Source organism: Taklimakanibacter deserti (genome assembly GCA_003574785.1).
Window position 1 is genome coordinate 83,090 of sequence record QORU01000015.1, and the last position, 24,453, is coordinate 107,542.

Sequence of the window (24,453 nt, forward strand, 5' to 3'; positions counted from 1 at the left end):
ATGACAAATCCGGTCAGATCGGCCTTCTCGGTCGAGGGCGAAGGCCCGCCCTTGTTCATGATCCATGGGATCGGCGCCTCGCGCCATTCCTGGGACGGCCTCGTCAAGGAGCTGCGCGGCCAGTTCCGCTGCATCTCTTACGATTTGCGCGGCCATGGCCGATCGCCGATGACGCCCGTGCCTTTCAGCCTCGACGATCTGGTGGATGACCTCGAAGCCTTGCGCGCCGAGCTCGGCATCGCGCGCGCCCATTTCATCGGCCATTCGCTGGGCGGCATGATCGGTCCCGCTTATGCGCGCCGCTACCCTGAGCATGTCGAAACGCTGGGCCTGCTCAGCACCGCGGCCGGGCGCACGCAAGAGGACAGCGCCAAGGTGAAGGCCGTCGTCGCGGCGATGGAAGCGAAGGGCATCGCGCCGGTGCTCGAGACGCTGAAGGACCGCTGGTTCACGCCCGAATTCGGCGAGAGGCGGCCGGATGTCATCGCCAACCGCCTGAAGCAAGTCATCGACACCGACGCCCAGGTGTTCCTCAATGTCTTTCATATCTATGCCGAGACGGAGATGGCGCCCTGGCTCAAGGAGGTCGCCTGCCCGTCGCTGGTGCTGACGGGCGAGTTCGACGGCGGCTGTCCGCCGCGCCTCAATGAGTTCATTGCCGGCGAGCTCCCGCAGTCGGAGCTGGTGATCCTTGACGGCCTGCGCCATGCGATCCTGCTCGAGGCGCCGGAGCGCGTGGCTAGACCTGTTGCAGCTTTCCTCGCGCGGCACGGCGACCGTCGCGACTGACCGCGCCGGCAAAGCTCCTAGCGACCCTTTCGACGCGCGTCAGCGCTTCGGTGATCTCGTCATCGGAGATGATGAGGGGTGGCGAGAAGCCGACGCTGGCCGGTCCCTTGTCGGTCGTCGAGAGGCCTTCCCGCCAGAAGGCCTCGACCAGGTCGCCGGTGAAATCGGGACCCGGCTCCCTTCCGCACAGCTGCGGTGCGAAGTCCAGCGCGAGCAGCAGGCCCTTGCCGCGGGCGCCGGCGATGAAAGGAGTGCGGGCGGCCATTTCGGCCAGGGCGAACATCACGCGCCGGCCCAGTTCGGCGGCGCGCTGGTCGAGCCGGTCGTCCTCGATGATCTCGATCATGGTCAGCGCCGCGCGGGCGGTCAGCGGATTCTTCTCATGGGTGTAGTGGCCGAGATCGAGTTCGGGCGCCACATCGAGCCGCGCATCGGCGATGACGGCGGCAATCGGCACCACGCCGCCGCCCAGCGCCTTGCCGAGGACGACGGCATCGGGGACGACGCCCATATGCTCGAAGGCGAAGAAGCGCCCGGTCTTGCCGAGACCGGAAGGTATCTCGTCGAAGATCAGCAGCGTGCCATGCGCATCGCATAGAAGGCGCACCTCGGGCCAGAACCAATCCGGCGGCACATGGCAATTGGATCGGATCGGCTCGGCGATGACGGCGCCGATGTCCTTGGCCGAGCGGTCGAAGACCGCCTTCATCGCGGCGAGCGCCTGTTCGGCACCTTGCCAGTATCCCGGGACATGATGGCGCCCGGAGAGGAATGGGCCGAGCCTCGCATCGGGAGCGGATCGCGACAGCCCGAAGGCGCCAAAGCCATGGCCGTGATAGGAGCCTTCGAAGGAGAGCGTTCCCGGCCGCCCCGTGGCGACGCGGGCGAGCTTGAGCGCGATCTCGATCGCATCCGACCCGCCGGTCGCGAACAGCACCTTTGCGGGAGCGCCCGGCCAATGGCCGAGGAGCTTCTCGGCCAGCATCACCGCCGGTTCATTGGTGAAGCGGCGCGGCGAGAAGGGCAGCTCGTCGAGCTGCTGCTTGAGCGCGGCGATGAGGCGTGGATGGCCGTAGCCCAGATGATGGGCGGTGTTGCCATGGAGGTCGATGAAGCGGCGCCCCTCCACATCCTCAAGCCACACGCCTTGCGCTTTGTGCAGAGCGAAGGGGCATGGCGATGAGCCCTCCTGATGGAAGAAGGCGGCGGCATCCCGACTGATGAGATCTTTTGTCATGGTGCGAGGCTCGGTTTTGCGATCCGTGTCGGCAGCAGCCCGGACAGGGTGATCTTGCGCACGCGTCCCGGCGGCTGGTCGATGAGCCAGATGAGCGCCATGGCGGCGAGCGCCAGAACGAGCAGGATCACGCTCTTGGCGCCCGCATAGCCGAAATCGCCCGACGTCGCGTGATTGAAGATGGTGACGGAAGCGAGCTTGTAGTCGCCGGAGACGAGGAAGATCACCGAGGACAGAGTGGTCAGCCCGTCGACGAACACATAGAGCGTGCCGAGCAGCAGCGCCGGGCGCAGCATCGGCAAAGTGACATGGAAGAAGCGCCGCATGAGTCCGGCCCCCAGGCTTTCCGCCGCCTCATCGACCGCGACATTGAGGCGCTGCAGCGCGGCGCGTCCCGCCAGCACGCCGACGAAGAGATTGGAGAACAGGATGTTGATGATGAGGATGGCGGCGGTGCCGGAGAGCGACAGCGACGAGAAGCCGAAAGGAACGTTGAAGGCGACGATATAACCGATGCCGAAGATGATGCCGGGAAGGATCGCCGGCAACAGGCTCAAGGAGACGATGAGATTGGCGCCGGGCGGCCTCACCCTTTCGACGACATAAGCGACGATGATGCCGAAGAGCCCGCCGATGGGCGCGGCGATGCCGGCGATATAGAGGCTTGTCCAGATGGTGGAGAGGCCGCGATCGGAGCTGCCATAGCCCGAGCCCGCGAGCCCGACATCGACACCTTCATTGGTGAAATAGCCGAGCGTAAAACTCCAATCGACGCCCCAGACCCGGGTGACGGCGCCGAGTGCCATGGTCGCATAGATGATGAGCACCAGCGCCGAAACCGATCCCGCCAATGACCGGAGCATCCAGCGCCAGGCGCGCGGCATCGGCAATTCGCTGACGCTGCCGGCCTCGCCCGTCGAATAGGCTTTGCGGGAGCCGATCCGTTCGAGGAGGATATAGAGCAGGAGCGAGGGCAAAATGAGCCAGCAGCACAAGGCCGCGGCGAGCGGCATGTTCTGATAGGCCGTGATCTGCTGATAGACGACCTCGGCGAGCACCGGCGTGTCGCGCCAGAGCAGCACCGGATTGGCGAAATCGGTGAGGCTCATGATGAAGGCGAGCGCGATGGCGCGCTTCATCGCGGGCCAGGCGAGCGGCAAGGTGACATGGGCGAAGACCGCGGCGTGCCCGGCGCCGAGGCTCGCCGCGGCCTCATCGACGCGCCCGCTCTGCCGCCGCATCACATTGTCGAAAATGATGAGCGTTGCCGGCAGGAAGGACAGAGCTTGCGCCACCACCGCGCCGGCAAACCCATAGGCATTGGTCGCTTCGGCATCGATCAATCCCAGCGTCTGGTCGAGGAAAGTGTGGGTGATGAGACCGCGCCGCCCGAACAGCATGATGATCGCGGTGGCGATGAGGACCGGCGGCGCGACCAGAGGCGTCAGCAGGATCGCGCGGGTCACGGCGGGCGAGCGCACGCCGCCGCCATTGATGGCATAAGCGAGGAAGAGACCGAGCGTCACGGTGAGCAGAGTGGAGGCCGTGGCGAGCATCAGGCTGTTGAGGCTGGCCTGGCGCAGATAATGATCGCGGAAAATCGCGAGGTAGTTGTCGAACCCGATGCGGTCGTCGCGGCCGTTGCGCAATTCATCGAAACGCGCCTCGCCGATCCGGTCCCTGACTTTGAAGGCAAGGGCGGTACGCTTATGCAGCATGATATGCGCGATCGGATAGTTGCCGGTGACCCTTTCCCTGACCGCCGCCGGGAGTCGGGCCAGCGCCTTGTCGAGATCGGTGGCCTGCGTGGTATAGAGCGCCTTGCGGTCCCAGGGCACCGACAGTCCTTCGAGGGTGAAGGCGGCGGCCATCGCATCGACGCGCTCATTTGGGCTCGCGGCGTCGCGCCACTGCGTGACGAGTTTTGCGCGCTCGTCGGCGCCGAGCGACTGGAGCGCCGCTTCGGTGACGGCCTCGAGGCGCGGCAGCGGCATGGGCCCGCGAATGACGAAGCTTTCGGCAAGGATGGCGCCGATCGGATAGGCGATGAAGAGCGCAAGCCCGGCAAGGACGGCGAGCGTGACGAGGATCTTCGGCAGATTCCGCGAGGACATTAGACGAATTCGTCGCGCAGGATCACGGCATGGCGCGGATCCGGCCTGACCGTGACCGGCATGCCGACGGCGAAGCCGTCCAGCATTTCGAGCGACGGCCGGTCGGCAATGACATGCCGTCCCGACGCCATGGCGATATCGAGACGCACGAAGGAGCCGAGGAAGGTCACGCTTGCGATCCGTCCGGCGAGACCGTCCTGTCCGTCGGTGCTCACCTCGAGATGCTCGGGTCGGTAGAGCGCGGTGACATCGCTTCCCGGCCACACGGCAGGCTCGGGCGCGATCGGCCAGATCTCGCCTTGGGCGTCGATGCCGCTTTGGGCGGCGCGGCCCTTGACCAGATTGGAGGCGCCGATGAATTGCGCCACGAATTTCGTCCGCGGCCGGTGATAGACGTCTGCAGGCGTGCCGATCTGCTCGATGCGCCCCTGGCGCAGGATGGCGACGCGGTCGGAGAGCGCCAAAGCTTCTTCCTGGTCATGCGTCACATAGAGCGTCGTGATGCCGAGCCTCTCGACCAGGTTGCGGATCTCCGCGCGCAATCTCACCCTGATGCGGGCATCGAGCGCCGACATCGGCTCATCGAGCAACAGCACTTCGGGATCGGAAGCGAGCGCCCGGGCCAGCGCCACGCGCTGCTGCTGGCCGCCCGACAATTCATGCGGATAGCGCTCGATCAGGGCCTGAATCTCGAACATCGAGGCGAGGTCGTGCACCCGCTTCTCGGTTTCGGCGCGCGGCTTCGCCGCCATGGTAAGCGCGAAGCCGATATTCTGCCTGACGGTCTTGGTCGGGAACAGTGCATAGGACTGGAAGACGAAGCCCATGCGCCGCCCGGCCGGAGGGGCATTCGTCACATCGGCGCTTTTGAGCAGGACGCGGCCCTTGTCGGGCGCGGTGAAGCCCGCGACGATGCGCAGCAGCGTGGTCTTGCCGCAGCCTGAATCGCCGAGCAGCGTCACGAATTCGCCGCGGGTCAGCTGCAGCGAGACATCGTCCACGACATTGGGCCCGCCAAAGCTCTTGGCGACGCCCAGTATCGCAAGATGCGGCTCGGCGGCGAGCATGGACTTCCGCCTTGCTGCTACTGCTTGAGGATGCGGCTGGCGAATTCCTTGCGGAATTCGGCGATGTCGACCGGCCGCTTCATCTTCCACAGCGTGATCTCCTTGAGATCGACGAGCCCGTGGCCCGGTACCGCGGTGGCGCCGACGACTTTGCCCAGGACTTGCGCCGCGTCCTCGCTCGCCATGAAGTCGAGGAAGATCTTGGCCTCGTCCGGATTGGGACCGCCGGCGACGAGCCCGCCGCCTTCCGAGACATTGGGCGTGATGCGGCCATAGACGATCTCGACCGGCTTGCCGGAGGATTTCGTCTCGAAGCAGGTGGTGTCGAAAGTGAGCCCGATCGATACCTCGCCTTGGCCTGCGAGCTGCGCCCCACCCGAGCCGCCATCCGAATATTGATAGACGTTCTCATTGAGGTTTTCGACGAAGGGCCAGCCGAAGGCGTCGACGAAGGTGGTAAGAATGGCGCCGCCGGTGCCCGACTTCAGAGGCGAGGGCAGCGATATCTCCTTGGCATAGATGGGCTTGATCAGGTCTTCCCAGGTCGAAGGCTGCGGCAGGTTCTTCTGGGCGAGACGGTCCTTGTTCACCACCATGCACATGGTGGTGGCGAAATACTTGTTGTAGAAGCCGTCCGGATCGCGGAAGTCGGCGGTGATCTTCGACTCTTTCGGCTCATATGGCTCGAACACGCCCGCCTGCTTCAGTTGCTCGAGCGCCACATTGTTGATGAGATAGACGACGTCGGCCTGGGGCTTGGCCTTCTCGGCGATGGCCCGCTCGGTGATCGGACCGGTCGAGCCCGAAACGAATTTGACCTTGATGTCGGGATGCTTCTTCTCGAAGGCGGCGACGATGGCCGAATTGACGCTGTCGGACGCATTATAGACGACGATCTCGCCGGCGAGCGCGGTGCCGGCGCTCAAGCCGGCGATCAGGGCCAAGGCCGCGAGGCCGGATTTGGATGTGGCTGTCATGTGACTCTCCCGCGATGAAGCATTCCTGTAATATTAGTGTTGCTTAAATCCGTGACAGTCGTATGAAGTAAAGCTTATGGGCTAGCCTATGGAAATCGCATGAATTTCGCTCAGTTGCGCGCCTTCAACGCGGTCGCCACTCATCGCACCTTCATGGCGGCGGCCCAGGCCCTGGGGGTGACCCAGTCGGCGATCACGCAAAACATCAAGGCGCTGGAGGAGAGCGTCGGGACGAGCCTGTTCACGCGCACCGGCACGCGCATCGAGCTGACGGCGAGCGCCTATGATCTCCTGCCGCGGGTGCGCGAGGTGGTCCTGGCGCTCGAGGATCTGGGAAGCCGCATCAGCAAGACGCGCGATCTGCGCCTCGGTCATCTGTCGATCGGCCTCTGCGCGCCCTATGTCGCCATGCCGATCTTCGAGCGGTTCTCTCAGAGCTATCCGGGCGTGACGCTCAATGTCCGGCTCGGCAATTCGAGCAGCCTCCTCGATCTCGTGGCGCAGCATGCCGTCGATGTGGCGATCGTCACGCTGCTCGAGCCCGATGATGATTTCGTCTGCGAGAGACTGGTCGACCAGGAGGTGATGATCCTGGTGCATCAGGGCCATCCCTGGTGGCAAGTCGATCAGGTCACGGCCAAGGGTCTCGCAGGCCAGCCCTTCATCCTGCGCGAGACGGGATCGATGACGCGCCAGATCTTCGAGCGCGCCATGTCGAAGCTTGCGGTTCCGATCTCGACCCGTCTCGTCCTCGGCAGCCGCGAGGCGGTGAAGGAAGCGGTGGCGGCGGGCCTCGGCATCGGCATCGTGCTCAACCGCGAGATCGGCCAGGATGCGCGCGTTAAGGGTATTCGCCTCAAGGGCGCCGATGTGTCGGCAGGCGAATATCTCGTCACCTTGCCGCGCAACCGCGAGCGCGGTGTCATTCGCGAGTTCTTCGCCACGGCCTGCGATCAGGCCGCGGACGGGAAGGGCTGAGGAGTCGCGGAGCCGATGCCTTGGCGCGCCGCCGCGAAATCAGGACCCTGCGCCATTGTCCAATCGAGGATCCTGTCGGCGAGTTCGAGGAAGCGCTGGCCAAGCCCGGTGAGCCGGTACTCCACGCGTGGCGGGACGACGGGAAAGACCTTACGCGCAATGAGGCCGTCGCGCTCGAGTTGCTTCAATGTCCGCGTCAGCACTCTGGCCGAGATCGGGCGCGTTGCGCTGATCCGGCGCATGAGATCGGTGAACCGGATGGGCTCGCCTTCGATCATATGAATGACGCACACGCTCCACCTGTCGCCGAGCCGCGCCAGGACTTCCTGCGCAACCGCATAGCGCTCATCGTTCATTGCTGCATGCCAGGGAGTCATCAGGCGCTCTCCTTCATGGACCACGGGTGGAATATGGCGGGCCTGACCGCGAGCGGCCGCGCGCGGCCCGAGAGGGTGACCGAGAGCGCGGAGGGAAAATAATCGAGAAGGGCGGTATCGCCCGCAACTTGCGCGACGAGGCGGTAAAGCTCTTCCGATATGACGATGTCGGTGCCGAGACGACGGGTCTGGCGCTCGAGGCGGCTCGCGATATTCACCGTGTCGCCGAACACGCTGGGCTGATGGCACTCATCGGCATAAGGCCGCCCGAGCAGGACCGGCCCCGCATGGATGCCGATCCCGGCTTTCACCGCCGGGAGATTGCTCTTGGCGCGCCAGGCATTCCAGCGCTCCATCTCGACGAGGATGGCGAAGCCGCAGCGCAGCGCCCGGAAGGCCTGCACCGCGAGCGGCGCCTTGCCCTTCCACACCGCGAGCACCTCGTCGCCGAAATGATCGACGATGGCGGCATCGTGCAGCGTGGTCGCCTGGCTGGTGCGCCGATAGAAATCGGCAAGCAGCAGGAAGGCCTCCTCGGGATCGAGGCTTTCGCAATGCTGGGTATAGCCGACGATATCGGCGAACAAGGTGACGGCGGTCGTGACCTGCGGCAGGGATCGCGGCTCCTTGAGCTTCATGTCGGCGGCTCGTCCTTGGGCCTCGTGCAGGCTGCCATTGAAATGATACTGGTACATGGATGATTGTCCGGTCCTGTTCGCTCGATGGGTGCAATATGGGTGGCGGGGGTCGCGGAAATTGGGCGGAAAAAGCCGCATTTTCCGCGATCTGTCACAGGGCCCGCCTCTCGCCATAATTTGATACACTTTTCCCAGGGGCACACCTTTACTTGCCGTTATTGAGGTGTAGGGATCAGGGCATGGACTCGGCACCCCATATCGCGGTCGTCGACGATCACCGCGACATTCGTGACCTGGTGGGCAAATATCTCACCAAGCACGGCTATCGCGTCTCGACGGCAGAGAATGCGACGAACTTGCGGCGGCTTCTCGACCGCAGCGCCTTCGACCTCATCGTCCTCGACGTCATGATGCCGGGCGAGGACGGCCTGTCGCTCTGCCGCTATGTGCGTTCGACCACCGAGGTGCCGGTCATCCTCCTCACCGCCATGACGGACGAGACCGACCGCATCATCGGCCTCGAGCTCGGCGCCGACGACTATCTCGGCAAGCCGTTCAATCCGCGCGAGCTCCTGGCCCGCATCAAGGCGGTGCTGCGGCGCGTCACCAGCCTGCCGCCGCAGAAAGGGCGCAGCAAGGCGCAGCAAGTGAGGTTCGACCGCTGGCGGCTCGATGTCGGGCGCCGCGAGCTCTTAGGGCACGACGGCGTGGCGGTGCCGCTCTCGACCGCCGAGTACCGTTTGCTCTGCGCCTTCCTCGATCATGCCGGGCTGGTGCTGACGCGCGACCAGCTTCTCGACCTCACCGTCGGGCGCACCGCCGAGCTGTTCGACCGCAGCATCGATAACCAGGTGTCGCGCCTGCGCAAGAAGATCGAGCTCGATCCCAAGTCGCCGGCGCTCATCAAGACCCATTGGGGCGGCGGCTATTGCTTCGCCGCCGGCGTGGAGCAGGTCTGATGCGCATCTGGGACCGCAGCATCGCCACGCAGTTCATCTGCCTCATGCTCTTCGCTCTCCTCTTGTCGCAGGCGATCAGCTTCCTCATCTCGCGTGACGAGCGCGGCAATGCGGTGCGCGAAGCCTATAAGGGCGAGTTCCTGAGCCGCGCGGAAGCGGTGGCGCGGCTGCTCGAGACGACATCGCCTGCGATCGAGGATCAGATCACTCAGGCCAATAACACGCTGAACACGCGTTATTGGGTGACAGCGGAGCCGCCTCCCGCCGATCCCGAAACCTGGCGCCAGGCGGCATGGGCGCGGCTGACGGAGCCTTTCACATCTTCGGAGTCGGCCGCTTTCATGGCCCGCGCGATCAAGAAGGATCTTCAGCATGACAAGATCGGCGCCAGCGCGGTCATCGGTACCGGCTGGACCAACCTGTCACCGGAAGACTGGCATTCGCCTCGTCCGGCGAAATTCATCAGGCTCGATGATTATTATGGCGTAGGCCTTGCCGTCGAGCTCAATCGCGGCACATGGCTCAACACCGCTTTTGCCAAGCCGGCGATGGGCGGTTTCTGGAGCTCCTCCGCTTTGTCCTTCGCGGTCACGGCGCTGACCCTGTCGATCATCACCATCCTCGCCGCACGCGCCATCACACGCCCGATGCGCCGCTTGGCGGTGGCGGCCGAGGCGCTGGGCCGCGGCGAGGCGACGACGCCGCTGCCCGAGACGGGTCCTCAGGACATGCGTTACACCGCGCAGGCCTTCAACCGCATGCAGCAGCGCTTGCAGCGCTTTGTGGCCGACCGCACCCGCATGCTGGCGGCGATCGGCCATGATCTGCGCACGCCGATCACCTCGCTCAGACTGCGCACCGAATTCGTCGGCGACGCCGAAATCCGCGAGAAGATGCTGGCGACGATCGACGAGATGCAGAAGATGACCGAGGCGACGCTCACTTTCGCGCGCGAGGAATCGGCCGCCGAGGAGACGCGCTCGATCGATCTCTCGGCCTTGGTGCAGTCGCTCTCCGACGATCTCGCCGATATGGGCCATGACGTCACGTTCAACAACGGCTTCAAGATCAAATATCGCTGCCGCGCCGATGCGCTGAGGCGCGCCATCCGCAATCTGATCGAGAATGCGGTGCGCTACGGTCAGCGCGCGCGCGTCTCGATCACCAAGGGCGAGGACTCGATCGACATCGTGATCGAGGATGACGGGCCCGGCATTCCGCCCGAGCTTGCCGAGCAGGTCTTCGTGCCCTTCTATCGGCTCGAGGATTCGCGCAATCGCGAGACGGGTGGCGTGGGCTTGGGCCTCTCCATCGCGCGCAGCATCGTGCGCAATCATGGCGGCGACATTAAGCTGGTCAATCGCCCAGGCGGCTTGCGCGCCATCATCACCTTGCCGGCGATCGACGCGCGCACAAGGCTTGCGGCCGCGGCTTGATCCCCTCTCCCCCAACGGGGGAGAGGGCTAGGGTGAGGGGGAACCGGCGGAAATAATCTGCTCAAGCGCAACAAGCTTTGCCGTCTGTTCCCCCTCACCCTCCCGTCGCTGCGCGACGGGTCCCTCCCTCTCCCCCGTTGGGGGCGAGGGTGTTCTTACGGCCTCACCCCCGGCGTCTCGATCTTGAGCCCCTTGGCGCGCGACATGAGATAGGCTTCGAGCTCGATCATTTCCTGGGCGCCATAAGGGAAGGGCTCGGCGCGCATGCCGATCAGGCAATTGCGCAACCGCCTTTGCAGCGATCCGAGCGCCTGCCATTCGAGCCGGTAGAGCGGATAGGCGGTCGGATGCGCCTGCGGGATGACGCTGCCGCCGAGGCGCTGGCCAGGGGCGGCATCATGGCAGGCGGCGCAGGACAGGCCGAGCTGGCCCAGTCGGCGCTCGAACAGCGCCTGGCCGTTCTGCCGATGCCTGTCGAGTTTCGCATCCTGGGAAGGCGCGATCACCTGACCCCGCGATTGATGCGCCACATAGGCGGTGAGCGCCAGGAGCTCCGGGCTTTCATAGGCGAAGGGCGCCGCCGACTGCTTCTCCTGCCGGCAGAGATTGATCCGCTCCTGCAGGTCGATCAGCCGGCCGCCTTGCTTGTCGACTTGCGGATAGCGGATCGCCGCACCCCGCATGCTTTGCCGTGCCTCGCCATGGCATTGCGCACAGGCGGTGCCCGCCGGGTTGTCACGGGCTTGCCACAGCGCCTCGCCCTCGGCGATCGAGAGCATGCCAGGATTGCTCAGATCGTCTTCCTGCATGGCTTGCGTCTCGGGCGCCATGAAGTCGAAGCCCGATTTCTTCTCGCCGGCCTGCAAGACTCCGCCGGATAAAATCAGAGCGGCCGCGGCGAGGAGCGGGAGCCGCCATGCCATCACACCACCTTGATCTCGGCGGTGGCGGTCTCGGTGTTGCCCTTGTCGTCGGTCCAGGCGAAAGCGATGGTGCCGCTCTTGGTCGCGATGGTGCTGAAAGCGATGAACGGATTGGCGGATATCGCCGGGAACAGCTCGGCGGCGAAGATCTCCGCCCCGTCATAGAAGCAGGTGAAGCGGTTGATGATGTTCCGCTCGATCGCCGCACCACCCGCATCGCGGCGATAGCCCGTCTCCATCACATGGGCGATCATCGCCTTGATCTCGATGATCTCGCCGGTGTGCGCTTGCTTCGGCACGTTGATGAGGGCGCGCGTCACAGGAGATCCTCGACGCAGGCGGCGAGCGTCACGATCACCTTGGCCTCGCCCGACCAGAAGCTGCCGTCGCTGAGCTCGGCCACCGCCTTGACCGTCTGCGACGCGGCGAGGCGGATGCGGGTCGACACCTTGGCCTGTCCCGAGCGGGGGCCGAGATGGAAGATGGCGACGCCCGATTGCGGGTTCTTCTCATTGAAGAGGGCGATGCGCCGCACATGGTCGCTCGCCGTCATCGGGCTTTCCACCGTCACCGTGACGCCGACGGCATTGCCGTTCTCGACCAGAGGCGGGATGTCGAGATGGACGCGGCCGCTCCTTATGTCGGCGGAGCCCGCGAATTCCTGAACCGCTTCTTGCAGCGAGGGACGCGCCATGTCTCACTCCTTGAGGGTAGTGAGGAAGGCGACAATGTCCTCGATTGCCTGCGCCTCGAGCACCGGCTTGCCGCGCCAGGCTTCGCCGACCCGTGCATGATCGGCGATGCGATAATAGGCTGGCATGATGGTCGAAGGATTGAGCCGCTTCATGTCGACGATACGCAAGCGGATCTGCCCTTCCGAGAGCCGGCCGCCCACACCGCGCAGATCCGGCGCCAGCGTGCCCTGGGCATGGGGTTCCGGAAACGGACCCTGATGGCAGAGCAGGCAAAGACTCGCTTGCCGACTCATCACCAGGCTTTGTCCGCGCGCGGCATCGCCGCGCTGGCCGGTGAGCGGCAGAGGAATGGCGTCACCCGCGACGGTATAGGGCAAGAGGCTCATGACGACCGGCATCATGATGAAGAACCTCACCCGAAGACTTCCCCGGTGATCGTCTGGAACCAGGCCTCGGCATAGGCAGCCTCGACGGCGCGCTGTGCGGGCTTGGCTTCGAGCGGACTCACGCCGCCCGCCCCTTTGATCTCGGTCAGGAGACCATCCTTGGGACTGTACACACCCGCGACCGAGATGCCGTAATCCGGGGCCACCAGGCTGTAGCAAGTATTGATGAGCTTCACCTCATGCACTTCCTCGCCGCGCATGAGGCCCGCGATCATCTGGGCCGCGACCTTGGCCTGGGCATTGGCGGCGAAAGCGGATTTGGGCATGGCGCCGGCAATGGCGGCATCGCCGATCACATGGACATCGGGTCTGAGCTTCGATTCGAAGGTTAAGGGATCGATGGGGCACCAGCCGGTCTGGTCGGCGACGCCGGCCGAGACGGCGATGGCGCCAGCGCGCTGCGGCGGGATGACATTGGCGACATCGGCGCGGTGACTGCCGAATTCGGTGATGAGCGTCTTGCTGGCGGGATCGACTTCCGTGACGCGGCCCCCTTGCGACAGCGGCACCCATTCGATGAGGCCCGGATAGAGGTCTTGCCACGCCGCCTGGAACAATTTCTGCTTGGAGAAGGTATCCTTGGCGTCGAGCAGGATGAGCTTGGAGCGTGGTTTCCGGGCTTTCAGGTAATGCGCGATGAGGCTCGCCCGCTCATAGGGACCGGGCGGGCAGCGGAAGGGATTGGCCGGTGCCGACATGACGACCACGCCGCCATCCGCCATCGCCTCGAGCTGCTGGCGCAGGAGAACGGTCTGCGCGCCGGCCTTCCAGGCATGCGGCATGATCTCGGCCGCCGGCTGGTCATAGCCCGGCAGCGCGTCGAATCTGAGATCGATGCCGGGCGCGAGCACGATGCGCTGATAGTCGAGGCTCCGGCCGTCGGCGAGCCGCACCTGGCTTGCGTCCCAATCGATCGCGACGACGATCTGCTCGGCGATCTCGACGCCGGATTTCTTCACGCCGTCGTAGCTGAAATATTGCGCCTCGATCGGGCGCAGTCCGGCGATGACGGCGTTGCTGAAGGGGCAAGCGGCGAAGCGGTTGTTCGGCTCGATCAAGGTGACGGCGAATTTGCCCGCTTCCTGCTTGAGCCAGCGTGCGCACGTGGCGCCGGCAAAGCCGCCGCCGATGACGACGATGCGCTGAGGCGCCTGCCCGAGCACGGGCGGTGCGGCGAGGGCCACGAGCCCGGCGGCACCACCCTTCAGGATCGTCCTACGGTTTGGCGCCGCTTTGCGCATACCAGTCCGCGATGGCGCGTATCTCTTCATCGGAATACCCCTTTGCGATGCGGTCCATCACCGTCGCCTCGCGCTCGCCGCTGCGGAAAGCCGCCATTGCCGCGACGATGTCCTGCGCCGGCCTTCCTGCGAGATTGGGCACGGCGCCTTCCATCGTCGGTGCATGACAGCCGGAACAGGCGGCAGCGGAGGTCTGAGCTGCCGCCTGTCCCGGACCCGCAAGCAGCGCAAGAAGAACGAGCGCGATCGGCTCGACGGGGGATCTTGCGCCGCTGCGATATGGCGAGGATGAGCGCATCAGGCGAGGTTGTGGTTCTTCAACGGCAAAATGCGGATGCGCTTGCCGGTGGCGGCGAAGACGGCATTGAGCACCGCGGGCGCCGCGACCGCGATGGTAGGCTCGCCCACCCCGCCCCAGAAGCCGCCCGAGGGTATGATGATCGTCTCGACTTGCGGCATCTCGGCCATGCGCATGACTTCATAAGTGTCGAAGTTCTCCTGCTCCATGCGCCCACCATTGACGATGCATTCGCCATAGAGGCAGGCGGAGAGGCCATAGACGAAGGAGCCTTCGACCTGCCTTTCGATCTGCGCCGGATTGACGATGTGGCCGGGATCGGTCGCCGCCACGATGCGGTGGATCTTGAGCTGGCCATTGTCGACCGAGACCTCGGCGGCCGCCGCGACATAGCTGCCGAAGCCCATGATCTGGGCGAGGCCCCGATGCACGCCCTGCGGCGGCGGGTTGGTCCAGCCGATGCGCTCGGCGACCGCGTCCAGCACGGCGAGGTGCTTGGGATGCTGCGCCATGAGCTTGCGCCGGAAGGCGAGCGGATCCTGGCCTGCCGCATGGGCAAGCTCGTCCATGAAGCATTCGACATAGATGGCATTCTGGTTGAGATTGACGCCCCGCCAGAAGCCCGGCGGCACCGGCGGATTGCGCATCGCATGGTCGATGAGAAGATTGTCGACCGAATAGCCGAATTCGTTCTCGGGGCCTTTCGGGTTGAGGCCCTGGAAGACGACCGGGTCCTTGCCGTTCTGCATGCCGTCGGGCCGGACCGAAGCGAGGATCGACTGGCCCGACAGGCGCATGTGCAAGGCGGTCAGGTTGCCTTGGTCATCGAGAACGCCGGTGAGCTTGCATTGCGTCGTCGGATGATAGGCGCCATGCAGCATGTCCTCCTCGCGCGACCAGATGAGCTTGACGGGTGTGCCCGGCATCTCCTTGGCGATCAGCACGGCCTGGCGCACATAATCCTGGAAGGCGCCGCGCCGGCCGAAGCCGCCGCCCAGATGGATCTTGTGGACGTCGCATTGCTGCGGCGGCAGACCCGCCGCTTCGGCGGCCGCCGCGAGGCTGCCTTCGCCATTCTGCGTCGGCACCCACACTTCGCAGCGCTCCGGCGACCACACCGCCGTTGCATTCATCGGCTCCATGGTGGCGTGGTTCTGATAGGGGAAGGCATAGGTGGCCGTCACCTTCCTGCCCGGCCCCGCGAGTGCCTTCAGCACATCGCCATTCTCATTGCCGACGAAAGCTTCCTTGGCCTCCAGTCCTTCGGCCAGCATCTCGGCGATCTTGGTGCTGGTGAGATCCTTGTTCGGGCCTTCGTCCCAGACGATCGGCAAGGCGTCGAGCGCCGTCTTGGCGCGCCACCATGTGTCGGCGACGACGGCGACGGCGGTGTCGCCGACCTGCACGACCTTGCGCACGCCCGGCATGTTGGCGACGGCATTCGCCTCGAAGCTCTTGACCTTCCCGCCGAAGACCGGACAGGCCTTGATCGCGGCATTCAGCATGTTGGGCTGCTTGAGATCGATGCCATAGACCTGCTTGCCGGTGAGCTTGTCGGCGGTGTCGAGCCGGGGCAGCGGCTTGCCGGCGATGGTCCAGTCTTTCGGATCCTTGAGCGGAACATCGGCGGGCGGCGTCACCTTGGCCGCTTCTTCCGCGACCTTGCCATAGGTGGTGCTGCGACCGCTGGCTTGATGCGCGATGACGCCCTTGCTCACCGAGCATTCCGTGGCCGGCACATTCCATTCGGCCGCGGCGGCCTGGATCAGCATGGCGCGCGCGGTGGCGCCGCCCTTGCGCACATATTCCTGCGATTCGCGGATGCCGCGGCTGCCGCCGGTCGAGAAGCTGCCCCAGATGCGGTCACGCGCCAGATTGGCGCCAGGCGTCGGATATTCGGTGGTGACCTTCGACCAGTCGCATTCGAGCTCTTCGGCGACGAGCTGGGCAAGGCCGGTCAGCGTTCCCTGGCCCATCTCCGAGCGCGCGATACGGATGACCACCGTGTCGTCGGGCTTGATGACCACCCAGGCATTGATCTCGGGAGACATGCCGGTAGCGGCGAGCGCGGCCTTCGGCAGCGGCACATGAAAGCCCAGCATGAGCCCGCCCGTGGCGGCGATGGAGCCCGCGATGAAATTGCGCCGCGAAAGATTTGGAATCATGTTCATCTGTGCGCCTCCTCAGCCGTTGGTCGTTGTGGTGTTTTGGGATGCGGCGAGCTTGATCGCGGCGCGCACGCGGTTATAGGTGCCGCATCTGCAGATATTGGTCATCTCGGCATCGATATCGGCATCGCTGGGATTGGGGTTCTGGGCGATGAGCGAGGCGGCCGCCATGATCATGCCGGCCTGGCAATAGCCGCATTGTGGGACATCGAGCGTGGCCCAGGCCTTCTGCACCGGATGCGATCCGTCGGGCGAGAGCCCTTCGATGGTCACGATCTTCTGCTCCGGCACAACCGCGCTGACAGGTGTCGCGCAAGCGCGTGTCGCGACACCATCTATATGTACCGTGCAGGAACCGCATTGCGCGATGCCGCAGCCATATTTCGTGCCGGTAAGCCCGGCCTGCTCGCGCAGGACCCAGAGCAGCGGCGTGTCGGGATCGACATCGATATCACGAGTAGTGCCATTGATTGTCAGTCGGGCCATTCGGGGTCTCCTGAGATGATGGGGTGCCAAGCCGGAACTGGGCGCTGCCGCGCCGCAATGAACTCTCGAGGCTAAGGACGACCTGTCGCAGAAACTTGGCCACGGGCGCTCAATTTGTCTCCGCTTGTCGCCGATGGGCCGGCTGACACAGCTTGATACAATTTTCCGAAGACCGCGCCCTGAGTCCGACGCCGGCGCCGCCTACCTACATGTCCGGACGGCCTTGCGCATGCGGACCTGCTTCGCATGACAGATTTTTTGTTGTTTGATCAGGGAGATTGTTGAATGAGATTGAGACCGGCCATGACCTTCGCTGTCATGTTTGTCATCGGCATCGGCGCGCCTTTCGTGGCGTCGGCGCAACAGGCGGGCGATGGGGAGCGCCTGTTCCGCCAGCGCTGTGCTGCCTGTCACGCGCTTGAAGCCGGGCAGAACAAGGCCGGGCCGCATCTCGATGGCCTCATCGGCAGAAAGGCCGGCAGTGTCGAAGGGGCGCGCTATTCCCGCGCACTGCAAGGCGCCGAGATCACCTGGGACGAGCAGACGCTCGACGGTTTCCTCGCCAATCCGCGCAAGGCAGTCTCCGGCACGACGATGGTGGTCGGCGTGCCCAATGAGGCTCAGCGCAAGGCCATCATCGCCTATCTCAAATCGGTGCCGGCGGCCGCCAATTGATGCGGGCCAGGCCGGCTAGTCGGGCATGATGACCGTCAGATAAGGCGCCGACGGCTTTTCCGCATGGCCGGCAATGGCCGGGACCTGATGATGGATAGGCTTCAGGCTCTTGAGATAAGCAGCAAGCGCATAGGCATCCGCATCGGTCAGCTTGCCATAGTGGCCATAAGGCATCACCGGCGCCAGGATGCGCCCATCGGGGCGTTCACCGGTGCGCACCGCTTTGACGATATCGTCGGCGCTCCAGTTGCCCAGCCCCGTCTCGCGATCGGGTGTCAGATTGGGCGGGTAGAAGATACCGAGGCCTGGAATCTGGAAACCCACTTCGGAGCCCGCGAGATAGCGTTCGGGATCGGGCTTGCCGAGAAACACGCCCGTCGTGTGGCAACCGCCGCAATCCATGATGGTGGCGAGATACTCGCCGCGGCGCAGCGTGTCGTCGGCCGCGGATGCCGCGTCGGCAAGGGCCAGCAGGCTCGCAAGGGCAAGCAAAGATTTTCGCATGATCGCTCCGTTCAGATGATTGGCTCAGGTCCTTCGCCGCGGCTTTCGCGCGGCGTCCACCAGCGCGCGGATGGCCCATTGCTTGACCTTGCGCGCTTCCGTGTCGCTCGTCTGCAGGACGTCCTTGAAGACCACGATCCCCTCGGTTCCGATGATGAGCGCCAGCGCCTTGTGCAGAAGCTTGAGGGCGGCGGGATCGAACTCGTTCCGTTCGGGCTTGAGTGCCGCCTCGATCAAGGGGCTGCGGCGGTTCTGGCGTGGCGGGATGTCGCTGTCCCCGCCGCCCTTGACGACCCGCTGCAGCGAATGCACCAGCATCATCCTGAGCGAAGGCTCATTGGCGAGGATCATGTCGTGAAGCGTGGTATCGACGAGATTGAGCCGCTCGACCGGATCGCTGGAGGAGTCGTTGCGGAAGAGCGCGTCGGCATCCGGCACGGCGAGGTCGAGGGAAGCCTCGACGAGCAGCGCCTCGACGCCCGGGAAATAGCGATAGGCCGTGGCGCGCGACACCATGGCTTCATCGGCGATTTCTTCGAGGCTTGGATTTTGCCCGTGCTTCATGAGGCGCGCCGCGGCCTGCAGCAGATCCTTGCGGGTCCGCCGCCGCTGATTGGCGCGGCCGGCACCTTCGCCATCCATGTGCGTCACTCCTGCGGCAACTGCCGCATGATGGCGGCGAAATCGATCCACACATTCTCATGGCCGATCTCACCGGTATTGGTGAATTCGATGACGTGAAGCAGCCGGAATTCGAGCGGCCGGTCGCGGCCTTCCAGTCCGAACGGCCTGCCATGCGCCCTGCCGTGCCAGAGCGATTCATCGACCAGGAAATTCTCGCCATAAAGCCGCCTCAGGCTGTCGACACGGCTTTCGGAGAGATCGGCGAAGAGCCGCTCATAGAAGACGCGGGCCTCGGCGCGGCCATAGGAAGGGCCGCTGGGCCAGCCGACGACATCATGCACGGCGTCGCAAGCGAGCGTCGCGAGCACGCCTTCCACGTCGTCACGGGCTTCGAAGCCGAAATGCTCGTCGAGCTTACGGTCCATTTCCGCAGGGGTCAGCATCGGGTTCCTCATTATTGCCTTTACCAAAGGTCATAATGAGATTATCGTCTCATGTCAATACGTAAATATCTTAATAGGACTCCAGGCTCGAACTATAGCCGCATATCGCGGTCGAGCGGAAAGATCGGCCGCGGCACATTGCGGTAAGGCAATCGCTCCAGATAGGTCGTGCACAAAGCGCCGCTGTCGCAGACGATCACCTTGCCGGCGATGGGCTCGAAGGCGGCGCGGAAATGCTGCATGGATTTGAGCGCCACCACCGTCTTCGCCGCCGGATCGATGCCGAAGGCGCGGAACTGCTGCAGGTCCAGCATCTGGGCCGGCTCCGTCACCACCAATATGTCGATGCCGCCGACTTTCAGCACCGCCGTCGGCCCGAAGCTCAGCCGCAATTTGCCGACCATGGGCCCGTCACCGACATAGGATCCGTCGCTGACCAGCTTCAGCTCGCCCTCGACATCGAGCGGTGCGCCGCCGAAGCGCGGATCGGTCTTGCCGCCGAGGCTCAGCCTGACGCGCTCGCCCACCTTGTGCTTGTGCAATTGCCGCGCGGCTTCGGGATCGACCATCGGGCCATAGGCGGCGTCCGCGATGCCGGCATCGAGCATGGCCTTCAGCAAATTAGTCGAATCGCCATAACCGCCACCGCCCGGATTGTCGGCATAATCGGCGATGATGATCGGACCATTCTGGCGCTTGTAGGTTTTGGCAACGGCGGCGGCTTCCTCCACCGTCATGAAGCTGTTGATGACCTCGAAGCGCTTCTCCCAGATGTCGTCGGCGAGGCCCTCGGCGAAAGCGCGGTGTGGTACCTCATTGCCCTCGTAAGTGACGAGCACGGTCGGTCCGACGTCCCAGATGTCGGCATTGCCGAAGCCGGCATTGATGCTGACGGCGAACACGCCCGGCTCTTTCTCATAGGCGACGGCCTTCGCCATGCGCTCGATCATCGGGCCGACATCGGTGCGCCCGCTATTGGCTTCGTCCAGCATCGGGCGATGCGCGCGCAAGGTGCGCGGCCGGATCTCGCCCTTCATCGTGCGCTCGAGAATGTCGCCCGCCTGGCGGGCGCGTTCGCGCATGTCGATATGCGGATAGGTCTTGTAGGAGACGATGATATTGGCGAGCGCGCACATCTTGGGCGTGACATTGGCATGGGGATCGAGCGTGATGGCGATTGGAAGATCGGGCCCCACCACCTGGCGCAGCCGCTCGAGCAGCTCGCCTTCGCCGTCTTCGCAGAAATCGGTCACCATGGCGCCATGCAGCGCCAGAGCGATGCCGTCGAGACTGTCCTTGTGCTTGGCGGCGGCAGCGACGATGGCGCCGCCCAGCCGGTCGAAGGCATCGCGCGTCACATAGCCTGCGGGCTCGGCCGCCGTGCTCAGCACATGGATATGCTTCCAGCCATATTTGCGTTCCGCGTCGCAGAAGCCGGCGAGCCCAGTATTGGCGTCGCCGAGCTCGCGGATCGCGTCCGCGCCGAAATAGCCGAAGCGCTCCATGAAAGCGTCATAGTCGGTGAGGTTCCTGTTGAAGGTGTTGGTCTCATGCATGAACTCGGCGGAAAGGACGGTGAAGGTCATGGCGTTTCCCGATTTTGAGGTGAGAGGTTGGGGTTGAAGCAGGCCGTTTCATGGTCGTCGGCGGAGGTCTCGAGACGCGGCCGTTCGCTGCGGCAGCGGGCATCGGCATAGGTGCAGCGCGCCGCGAAGGCGCAGCCCGGCGGCAGGTCGAAGGGGCTCGGGATCTCGCCCGAGAGCTGGCCAATCTCACGCCGCCTTGTCGGATCGGGCGCGAAGGTGCTGTCGAGCAGGGTCTGCGTATAAGGATGGCGGGGTCTCGCCTTGGGATGAGGAAGGATCTCGACGATGCGGCCGAGATACATGACGACGATGCGGTCGCAGAAATAACGCACCAGCCCCAGATCATGCGAGATGAAGAGATAGGTGAGGCCGAGTTCGCGCTTCAGCCTTTCGAGCAAAGTGATGATCTGCGCCTGGATCGAGACGTCGAGCGAGGCGGTGGGTTCATCGAGCACCAGGAAGTCGGGCTCGAGCGCCAGCGCTCGGGCGATACCGACACGCTGGCGCTGGCCGCCCGACAATTGATGCGGATGGCTTTCGCCGAGCTTGCGGTCGAGACCCACCATGGCGAGCAGCGCTTCGACCTTGCTACGCGCCGCGCCGGCGCTGAGCTTCAGGCCTTGCACCTTGAACGGCTCGAGCAAGGCATCGGCGACGCGGTAGCGCGGATCGATCGAGGAATAGGGGTCCTGGAAGACCATTTGCATGCGCCGGCGCTGGCGCCGCATTTCCTGATGCGACAGGCCTCTGAGATCGACGCCGTCGAAGACGACGCGTCCGCTCGTCGCCTCCAGGAGGCGCAGAGCGAGGCGCGCCAAAGTCGACTTGCCGCAGCCCGATTCGCCGACCACGCCCGTCACCTGTCCGCGCGGTATGTCGAGCGTTACCTGGCTCACCGCCGTCATCTTGCGGCTGCCGCCGAACAGGCCCTTGCGGCTCTCGAAGACTTTGTCGAGCTCGCGAAGCTCGACAAGCGCTGGCATCTTGTCAGCCATGGGCGGCTCCGGCATCGCTGAAATGGCAGGCGACGGCGCCGCCCTTAGGCGATCCGTCGAGCGACGGTACGGTCGTGGCACAGGTCGCTTCCTTGCGGGCGCAGCGCGGATGAAACCGGCAGCCGGAAGGGTAATGTCCGACGCTCGGCACGGTCCCGGGAATGCCGGCGAGGCTTCCCGCCGGCATGCCGTCGCGTGGGATGCAGCCGATGAGGGCTTGCGTATAGGGATGGCGCGGCGTGGCGAAGATGCTCCGCACGTCATTGCTTTCGGCCACCCGCCCGGCATAGAGCACGCTCACCCGGTCGCAGCTCTGCGCCACGACGCTCATGTCATGGGTGATGAGGATGAGGGCGAGGCCGCGGTCGCGCACCAATTCGCCGAGAAGCCCGACGATCTGCGCCTGGATGGTGACGTCGAGCGCCGTCGTCGGTTCATCGGCGATGATGAGATCGGGATCGGCGGCGAGCGCCATGGCGATGACGATGCGCTGCTTCATGCCGCCCGACAATTGATGCGGATAGTGATGATGGAGCATCGCGGCTTCTGGGATGCGCAAGCGCTCCATGAGCGCGATGCTGCGCGCCCGCGCGGCCTCCGCGTCGAGGCCGAGATGGAGCCGCGACACCTGGTCGATCTGGGCGCCGACGCGCATGACGGGATCGAGCGAGGTCATCGGATTCTGGGTGATGAAGGCGATGCGGCGGCCGCGCAGCTTGCGGTATTGCGGCTCGGCGAGGCGCGTCAGCTCCGTTCCGTCGAAGCGGATCGAGCCGCGTTGGATCCGCCCGCCGATCAAGGGCAGGAGTCCCATGACCGAAAGCGCGGTGAGCGACTTGCCGGAGCCCGATTCGCCGACCAACCCCAAGATCTCGCTTTTGTCGACCGCGAAGCTGATGCCGTCGAGCGGCTTCAGGCCCGAAATGGCGATCGACAGGTCGTTGACCTCGAGCAGCGCCATGATCAGCCGTCCCTGAGCTTGGAGCGGATGTCGAGCGCCCGGATCAGGGCGTCGCCGAACAGGTTGATGGCGATCACCGTCACGGCGACGGCGCAGCCGGGGAAGATGATGATCCACGGCGCCTTGAAGATCTGCGCCGTGCCGCTCGACATCATGGCGCCCCAGCTTGGCACCGGCGGCTGCGCGCCGAGGCCGAAGAAGCCGAGCGTCGCTTCGAGGATGATGGCATCGCCCGTCGCCAGCATGCCGCAGATGATGACCGGCGCCATGGCATTGGGCAAAAGATGGCGGAAGATGATATGGCTGTGGCTGGCGCCGAGGCCGATCGTCGCCTCGATGTAGGTCTCGCTCTTGAGCGCCAGGATTTCGGCGCGGGTCAGGCGCGTGAACTGGGCGAGGTAGGCGATGCCGATGGCAAACATCGTGCTGTTGAGGCCGGGGCCGATGATGGCGACGAGGATGAGCGCGATCAGGATTTCCGGGAACGACCAGGTGAGGTCGACCGCCGCCGTGATGATGCGATCGATAAGGCCGCCAAAATAGGCAGCCGCGGCGCCGAGGCACATGCCGACGAAGACCGAGACGGCGATGGCGGTGATGCTGACCGACAGCGAGGTGCGCGCGCCATAGATGATGCGCGACAGCACGTCGCGGCCGAATTCATCGGTGCCGAGCGGATGTGCGAGATCGGGCGGCCGGGCCGCGATGGACAGGTTCTGTACGTCATAGGGATAGGGTGTGATCCAGGGGGCGAGGAGCGCCAGCAGGATGATGGCGATGAGATAGCACCCGGCGATGCCGCCTTTGGATGTCAGGAAGATCTTGCCGGCGACGCTGCGCCGGAAGGCCTGCCACGGGCTGGTGCCGGTTTCGGTCACGGGCATCGTCATGCGAGCGCGCTCCTGATGCGCGGATCCATCGCCGCCTGGACGAGATCGCCGATGAGCGTGCCGAGCATCACCGCGATGGCGAGCATCAGGAGGCAGGCCTGCACCACAGGATAATCATGCTGGGCGAGCCCTTTGATCAGCAAGGTGCCGAGGCCGGGCCTGGCGAAGACATATTCGACCGTCACCGCGCCGCCGAGGATCCAGCCGATGCGCAGGCCGAGGATGGTGACGACCGGCAGCAGCGCATGGCGCAGCACGTGGCGCAATTGGATGGTGGAGGCGGCGAGGCCCTTGGCATGGAGCAGCAGCACGAAGTCCTTCTGCGCGGTCTCGAGCATGGCGATGCGGGTCACGCGCGCCACGAGCGCCGTGCCGCCGAGGCCGACGGTGAGGATGGGCAGCACCAGGCTCTGCCAGGAGCGCGCCCCCGATACCGGGAACCAGCGCAGCCAGACGGCGAAGAACAGGATCAGCATCAGCCCCAGCCAGAAGCTCGGCAAGGTCGAGCCGAACAGGATGCCGGTCATGACGCCGCGGTCGACAGTGCTGTCCTTGCGCCAGGCGGCGACGACGCCCGCCGCTATGCCGAGCACGGTCGAGAACAGGAGGGCCGAGGCCCCGAGGCTCAGGCTATAGGGCAGGTTCTGGGCGATGAGGTCGGCGACCGGGCGGCGCATGACGATGGCGGTGCCGAGATCGCCGCGCATGAGATTGCCCAGCCAGATGAGATATTGCTCGATGAGCGGCCGGTCGAGGCCGTAGCGCTGGGTGATCTCGGCCTTCTGCTCGGGCGTCGAGCCGACCCGCAGCAGATTGTCGATCGGATCGCCCGGCACCAGATGGATGATGAGAAAGATGATGCCGGAAACGGCGAAGAAGACCGGAATGAGGAGCAGCAGGCGTCTTACCGCATAGCTCAGCATCCCGGCCTTCTCCCTTGACGTCG

27 protein-coding genes are annotated in these 24,453 nt (G+C 64.9%); 5 read left to right on the forward strand and 22 right to left on the reverse strand.

The window, feature by feature from the left end; genetic code table 11:
* A complete protein-coding gene (locus tag DS839_RS27770; RefSeq protein ID WP_119273766.1) occupies positions 1 to 789 on the forward strand; it encodes an alpha/beta fold hydrolase in 789 nt (262 codons plus the stop codon).
* Here the strand turns inward: DS839_RS27770 and DS839_RS27775 are convergent.
* From DS839_RS27775 to DS839_RS27790, 4 genes are read right to left on the reverse strand one after another with little or no spacing between them, the layout of a single operon-like run.
* Positions 740 to 2,026, reverse strand: coding sequence for an aminotransferase class III-fold pyridoxal phosphate-dependent enzyme (locus tag DS839_RS27775; RefSeq protein WP_119273767.1), 1,287 nt, complete (start codon positions 2,024 to 2,026; stop codon positions 740 to 742). The genes DS839_RS27770 and DS839_RS27775 overlap by 50 nt on opposite strands.
* Entirely contained in the window at positions 2,023 to 4,140 is a 2,118-nt protein-coding gene (locus tag DS839_RS27780; protein ID WP_119273768.1) for an ABC transporter permease, read from the reverse strand. The genes DS839_RS27775 and DS839_RS27780 overlap by 4 nt, the downstream gene beginning before the upstream one ends.
* Positions 4,140 to 5,207: an ABC transporter ATP-binding protein gene (locus DS839_RS27785; RefSeq protein ID WP_119273769.1), complete on the reverse strand. Its 1,068-nt coding sequence runs from the start codon at positions 5,205 to 5,207 to the stop codon at positions 4,140 to 4,142. Before DS839_RS27785 ends, DS839_RS27780 begins: the two co-directional genes overlap by 1 nt.
* Positions 5,208 to 5,224: 17 nt before the next feature.
* On the reverse strand, positions 5,225 to 6,184 hold the full coding sequence (locus DS839_RS27790; protein ID WP_119273770.1) for an extracellular solute-binding protein: 960 nt from the start codon (positions 6,182 to 6,184) through the stop codon (positions 5,225 to 5,227).
* 99 nt (positions 6,185 to 6,283) lie between these two features.
* Between DS839_RS27790 and DS839_RS27795 the strand changes: the two genes are divergently transcribed.
* Positions 6,284 to 7,162 (forward strand): LysR substrate-binding domain-containing protein, encoded by an 879-nt coding sequence (locus tag DS839_RS27795; protein ID WP_119273771.1) that lies wholly within the window; start codon positions 6,284 to 6,286, stop codon positions 7,160 to 7,162.
* Here DS839_RS27795 and DS839_RS27800 read toward each other — a convergent pair.
* Positions 7,138 to 7,539, reverse strand: coding sequence for a winged helix-turn-helix transcriptional regulator (locus DS839_RS27800; RefSeq protein ID WP_119273772.1), 402 nt, complete (start codon positions 7,537 to 7,539; stop codon positions 7,138 to 7,140). The genes DS839_RS27795 and DS839_RS27800 overlap by 25 nt on opposite strands.
* The gene (locus tag DS839_RS27805; RefSeq protein ID WP_162918851.1) at positions 7,539 to 8,234 is read right to left on the reverse strand and encodes an adenylate/guanylate cyclase domain-containing protein; all 696 of its coding nucleotides are present in this window, start codon (positions 8,232 to 8,234) and stop codon (positions 7,539 to 7,541) included. Before DS839_RS27805 ends, DS839_RS27800 begins: the two co-directional genes overlap by 1 nt.
* A gap of 182 nt (positions 8,235 to 8,416) precedes the next feature.
* Between DS839_RS27805 and DS839_RS27810 the strand changes: the two genes are divergently transcribed.
* Together DS839_RS27810 and DS839_RS27815 are read left to right on the forward strand one after the other, a co-directional pair.
* Positions 8,417 to 9,136, forward strand: a complete 720-nt coding sequence (locus DS839_RS27810) for a response regulator (RefSeq protein WP_119273774.1) — start codon at positions 8,417 to 8,419, stop codon at positions 9,134 to 9,136.
* On the forward strand, positions 9,136 to 10,572 hold the full coding sequence (locus DS839_RS27815; protein ID WP_119273775.1) for an ATP-binding protein: 1,437 nt from the start codon (positions 9,136 to 9,138) through the stop codon (positions 10,570 to 10,572). Before DS839_RS27810 ends, DS839_RS27815 begins: the two co-directional genes overlap by 1 nt.
* A 155-nt stretch (positions 10,573 to 10,727) precedes the next feature.
* Here DS839_RS27815 and soxA read toward each other — a convergent pair whose 3' ends face one another.
* Genes soxA through DS839_RS27855 form a run of 8 tightly spaced genes read right to left on the reverse strand, consistent with a single transcriptional unit; the run spans position 10,728 to position 16,829 of the window.
* The gene (gene soxA / locus DS839_RS27820; protein ID WP_119273776.1) at positions 10,728 to 11,495 is read right to left on the reverse strand and encodes a sulfur oxidation c-type cytochrome SoxA; all 768 of its coding nucleotides are present in this window, start codon (positions 11,493 to 11,495) and stop codon (positions 10,728 to 10,730) included.
* Positions 11,495 to 11,815 carry a thiosulfate oxidation carrier complex protein SoxZ gene (gene soxZ, locus DS839_RS27825; protein ID WP_119273777.1) on the reverse strand — a complete coding sequence of 107 codons (321 nt, stop codon included), beginning with the start codon at positions 11,813 to 11,815 and terminating at the stop codon, positions 11,495 to 11,497. Before soxZ ends, soxA begins: the two co-directional genes overlap by 1 nt.
* Positions 11,812 to 12,189, reverse strand: coding sequence for a SoxY-related AACIE arm protein (locus DS839_RS27830; RefSeq protein WP_119273778.1), 378 nt, complete (start codon positions 12,187 to 12,189; stop codon positions 11,812 to 11,814). Before DS839_RS27830 ends, soxZ begins: the two co-directional genes overlap by 4 nt.
* A gap of 3 nt (positions 12,190 to 12,192) precedes the next feature.
* Entirely contained in the window at positions 12,193 to 12,591 is a 399-nt protein-coding gene (soxX, locus tag DS839_RS27835; RefSeq protein ID WP_119273868.1) for a sulfur oxidation c-type cytochrome SoxX, read from the reverse strand.
* Positions 12,592 to 12,602: 11 nt separating this feature from the next.
* The gene (locus DS839_RS27840) at positions 12,603 to 13,877 is read right to left on the reverse strand and encodes an FCSD flavin-binding domain-containing protein (protein ID WP_368911957.1); all 1,275 of its coding nucleotides are present in this window, start codon (positions 13,875 to 13,877) and stop codon (positions 12,603 to 12,605) included.
* The gene (locus DS839_RS27845; protein ID WP_119273779.1) at positions 13,852 to 14,175 is read right to left on the reverse strand and encodes a c-type cytochrome; all 324 of its coding nucleotides are present in this window, start codon (positions 14,173 to 14,175) and stop codon (positions 13,852 to 13,854) included. Before DS839_RS27845 ends, DS839_RS27840 begins: the two co-directional genes overlap by 26 nt.
* Positions 14,175 to 16,346 (reverse strand): xanthine dehydrogenase family protein molybdopterin-binding subunit, encoded by a 2,172-nt coding sequence (locus DS839_RS27850; RefSeq protein ID WP_119273780.1) that lies wholly within the window; start codon positions 16,344 to 16,346, stop codon positions 14,175 to 14,177. Before DS839_RS27850 ends, DS839_RS27845 begins: the two co-directional genes overlap by 1 nt.
* Positions 16,347 to 16,358: 12 nt before the next feature.
* The gene (locus tag DS839_RS27855) at positions 16,359 to 16,829 is read right to left on the reverse strand and encodes a (2Fe-2S)-binding protein (protein ID WP_119273781.1); all 471 of its coding nucleotides are present in this window, start codon (positions 16,827 to 16,829) and stop codon (positions 16,359 to 16,361) included.
* Positions 16,830 to 17,132: 303 nt separating this feature from the next.
* On the opposite strand from DS839_RS27855, the gene DS839_RS27860 reads away from it, so the two are divergent.
* A complete protein-coding gene (locus tag DS839_RS27860) occupies positions 17,133 to 17,504 on the forward strand; it encodes a c-type cytochrome (RefSeq protein ID WP_119273782.1) in 372 nt (123 codons plus the stop codon).
* Positions 17,505 to 17,519: 15 nt separating this feature from the next.
* On the opposite strand, the gene DS839_RS27865 is transcribed toward DS839_RS27860, so the two are convergent.
* From DS839_RS27865 to DS839_RS27900, 8 genes are all read right to left on the reverse strand, one after another.
* Positions 17,520 to 18,008, reverse strand: a complete 489-nt coding sequence (locus DS839_RS27865; RefSeq protein WP_119273783.1) for a c-type cytochrome — start codon at positions 18,006 to 18,008, stop codon at positions 17,520 to 17,522.
* A 24-nt stretch (positions 18,009 to 18,032) separates the two neighbouring features.
* Positions 18,033 to 18,650, reverse strand: coding sequence for a TetR/AcrR family transcriptional regulator (locus tag DS839_RS27870; RefSeq protein WP_119273784.1), 618 nt, complete (start codon positions 18,648 to 18,650; stop codon positions 18,033 to 18,035).
* A 5-nt stretch (positions 18,651 to 18,655) separates the two neighbouring features.
* Positions 18,656 to 19,075: an ester cyclase gene (locus tag DS839_RS27875; RefSeq protein WP_368911958.1), complete on the reverse strand. Its 420-nt coding sequence runs from the start codon at positions 19,073 to 19,075 to the stop codon at positions 18,656 to 18,658.
* Between the two features lie 92 nt (positions 19,076 to 19,167).
* Positions 19,168 to 20,661, reverse strand: a complete 1,494-nt coding sequence (locus tag DS839_RS27880; protein WP_119273786.1) for a M81 family metallopeptidase — start codon at positions 20,659 to 20,661, stop codon at positions 19,168 to 19,170.
* A complete protein-coding gene (locus DS839_RS27885) occupies positions 20,658 to 21,656 on the reverse strand; it encodes an oligopeptide/dipeptide ABC transporter ATP-binding protein (protein ID WP_368911959.1) in 999 nt (332 codons plus the stop codon). The genes DS839_RS27880 and DS839_RS27885 overlap by 4 nt, the downstream gene beginning before the upstream one ends.
* The gene (locus tag DS839_RS27890; protein ID WP_119273787.1) at positions 21,649 to 22,617 is read right to left on the reverse strand and encodes an ABC transporter ATP-binding protein; all 969 of its coding nucleotides are present in this window, start codon (positions 22,615 to 22,617) and stop codon (positions 21,649 to 21,651) included. The genes DS839_RS27885 and DS839_RS27890 overlap by 8 nt, the downstream gene beginning before the upstream one ends.
* Positions 22,618 to 22,619: 2 nt before the next feature.
* Entirely contained in the window at positions 22,620 to 23,507 is an 888-nt protein-coding gene (locus DS839_RS27895) for an ABC transporter permease (protein ID WP_368911960.1), read from the reverse strand.
* Positions 23,504 to 24,430: an ABC transporter permease gene (locus DS839_RS27900; protein WP_119273788.1), complete on the reverse strand. Its 927-nt coding sequence runs from the start codon at positions 24,428 to 24,430 to the stop codon at positions 23,504 to 23,506. Before DS839_RS27900 ends, DS839_RS27895 begins: the two co-directional genes overlap by 4 nt.
* Positions 24,431 to 24,453: the final 23 nt, after the last annotated feature.

Excerpts from the sequence above, each read along its gene's own strand:
- DS839_RS27770 (WP_119273766.1), top strand. The coding sequence starts at position 1 with ATGACAAATCCGGTCAGATCGGCCTTCTCGGTCGAGGGCGAAGGCCCG.
- DS839_RS27775 (WP_119273767.1), bottom strand. The coding sequence starts at position 2,026 with ATGACAAAAGATCTCATCAGTCGGGATGCCGCCGCCTTCTTCCATCAG.
- DS839_RS27780 (WP_119273768.1), bottom strand. The coding sequence starts at position 4,140 with ATGTCCTCGCGGAATCTGCCGAAGATCCTCGTCACGCTCGCCGTCCTT.
- DS839_RS27785 (WP_119273769.1), bottom strand. The coding sequence starts at position 5,207 with ATGCTCGCCGCCGAGCCGCATCTTGCGATACTGGGCGTCGCCAAGAGC.
- DS839_RS27790 (WP_119273770.1), bottom strand. The coding sequence starts at position 6,184 with ATGACAGCCACATCCAAATCCGGCCTCGCGGCCTTGGCCCTGATCGCC.
- DS839_RS27795 (WP_119273771.1), top strand. The coding sequence starts at position 6,284 with ATGAATTTCGCTCAGTTGCGCGCCTTCAACGCGGTCGCCACTCATCGC.
- DS839_RS27800 (WP_119273772.1), bottom strand. The coding sequence starts at position 7,539 with ATGACTCCCTGGCATGCAGCAATGAACGATGAGCGCTATGCGGTTGCG.
- DS839_RS27805 (WP_162918851.1), bottom strand. The coding sequence starts at position 8,234 with ATGTACCAGTATCATTTCAATGGCAGCCTGCACGAGGCCCAAGGACGA.
- DS839_RS27810 (WP_119273774.1), top strand. The coding sequence starts at position 8,417 with ATGGACTCGGCACCCCATATCGCGGTCGTCGACGATCACCGCGACATT.
- DS839_RS27815 (WP_119273775.1), top strand. The coding sequence starts at position 9,136 with ATGCGCATCTGGGACCGCAGCATCGCCACGCAGTTCATCTGCCTCATG.
- soxA (WP_119273776.1), bottom strand. The coding sequence starts at position 11,495 with ATGGCATGGCGGCTCCCGCTCCTCGCCGCGGCCGCTCTGATTTTATCC.
- DS839_RS27830 (WP_119273778.1), bottom strand. The coding sequence starts at position 12,189 with ATGGCGCGTCCCTCGCTGCAAGAAGCGGTTCAGGAATTCGCGGGCTCC.
- soxX (WP_119273868.1), bottom strand. The coding sequence starts at position 12,591 with ATGATGCCGGTCGTCATGAGCCTCTTGCCCTATACCGTCGCGGGTGAC.
- DS839_RS27840 (WP_368911957.1), bottom strand. The coding sequence starts at position 13,877 with ATGCGCAAAGCGGCGCCAAACCGTAGGACGATCCTGAAGGGTGGTGCC.
- DS839_RS27845 (WP_119273779.1), bottom strand. The coding sequence starts at position 14,175 with ATGCGCTCATCCTCGCCATATCGCAGCGGCGCAAGATCCCCCGTCGAG.
- DS839_RS27850 (WP_119273780.1), bottom strand. The coding sequence starts at position 16,346 with ATGAACATGATTCCAAATCTTTCGCGGCGCAATTTCATCGCGGGCTCC.
- DS839_RS27855 (WP_119273781.1), bottom strand. The coding sequence starts at position 16,829 with ATGGCCCGACTGACAATCAATGGCACTACTCGTGATATCGATGTCGAT.
- DS839_RS27860 (WP_119273782.1), top strand. The coding sequence starts at position 17,133 with ATGACCTTCGCTGTCATGTTTGTCATCGGCATCGGCGCGCCTTTCGTG.
- DS839_RS27865 (WP_119273783.1), bottom strand. The coding sequence starts at position 18,008 with ATGCGAAAATCTTTGCTTGCCCTTGCGAGCCTGCTGGCCCTTGCCGAC.
- DS839_RS27870 (WP_119273784.1), bottom strand. The coding sequence starts at position 18,650 with ATGGATGGCGAAGGTGCCGGCCGCGCCAATCAGCGGCGGCGGACCCGC.
- DS839_RS27875 (WP_368911958.1), bottom strand. The coding sequence starts at position 19,075 with ATGCTGACCCCTGCGGAAATGGACCGTAAGCTCGACGAGCATTTCGGC.
- DS839_RS27880 (WP_119273786.1), bottom strand. The coding sequence starts at position 20,661 with ATGACCTTCACCGTCCTTTCCGCCGAGTTCATGCATGAGACCAACACC.
- DS839_RS27885 (WP_368911959.1), bottom strand. The coding sequence starts at position 21,656 with ATGGCTGACAAGATGCCAGCGCTTGTCGAGCTTCGCGAGCTCGACAAA.
- DS839_RS27890 (WP_119273787.1), bottom strand. The coding sequence starts at position 22,617 with ATGGCGCTGCTCGAGGTCAACGACCTGTCGATCGCCATTTCGGGCCTG.
- DS839_RS27895 (WP_368911960.1), bottom strand. The coding sequence starts at position 23,507 with ATGACGATGCCCGTGACCGAAACCGGCACCAGCCCGTGGCAGGCCTTC.
- DS839_RS27900 (WP_119273788.1), bottom strand. The coding sequence starts at position 24,430 with ATGCTGAGCTATGCGGTAAGACGCCTGCTGCTCCTCATTCCGGTCTTC.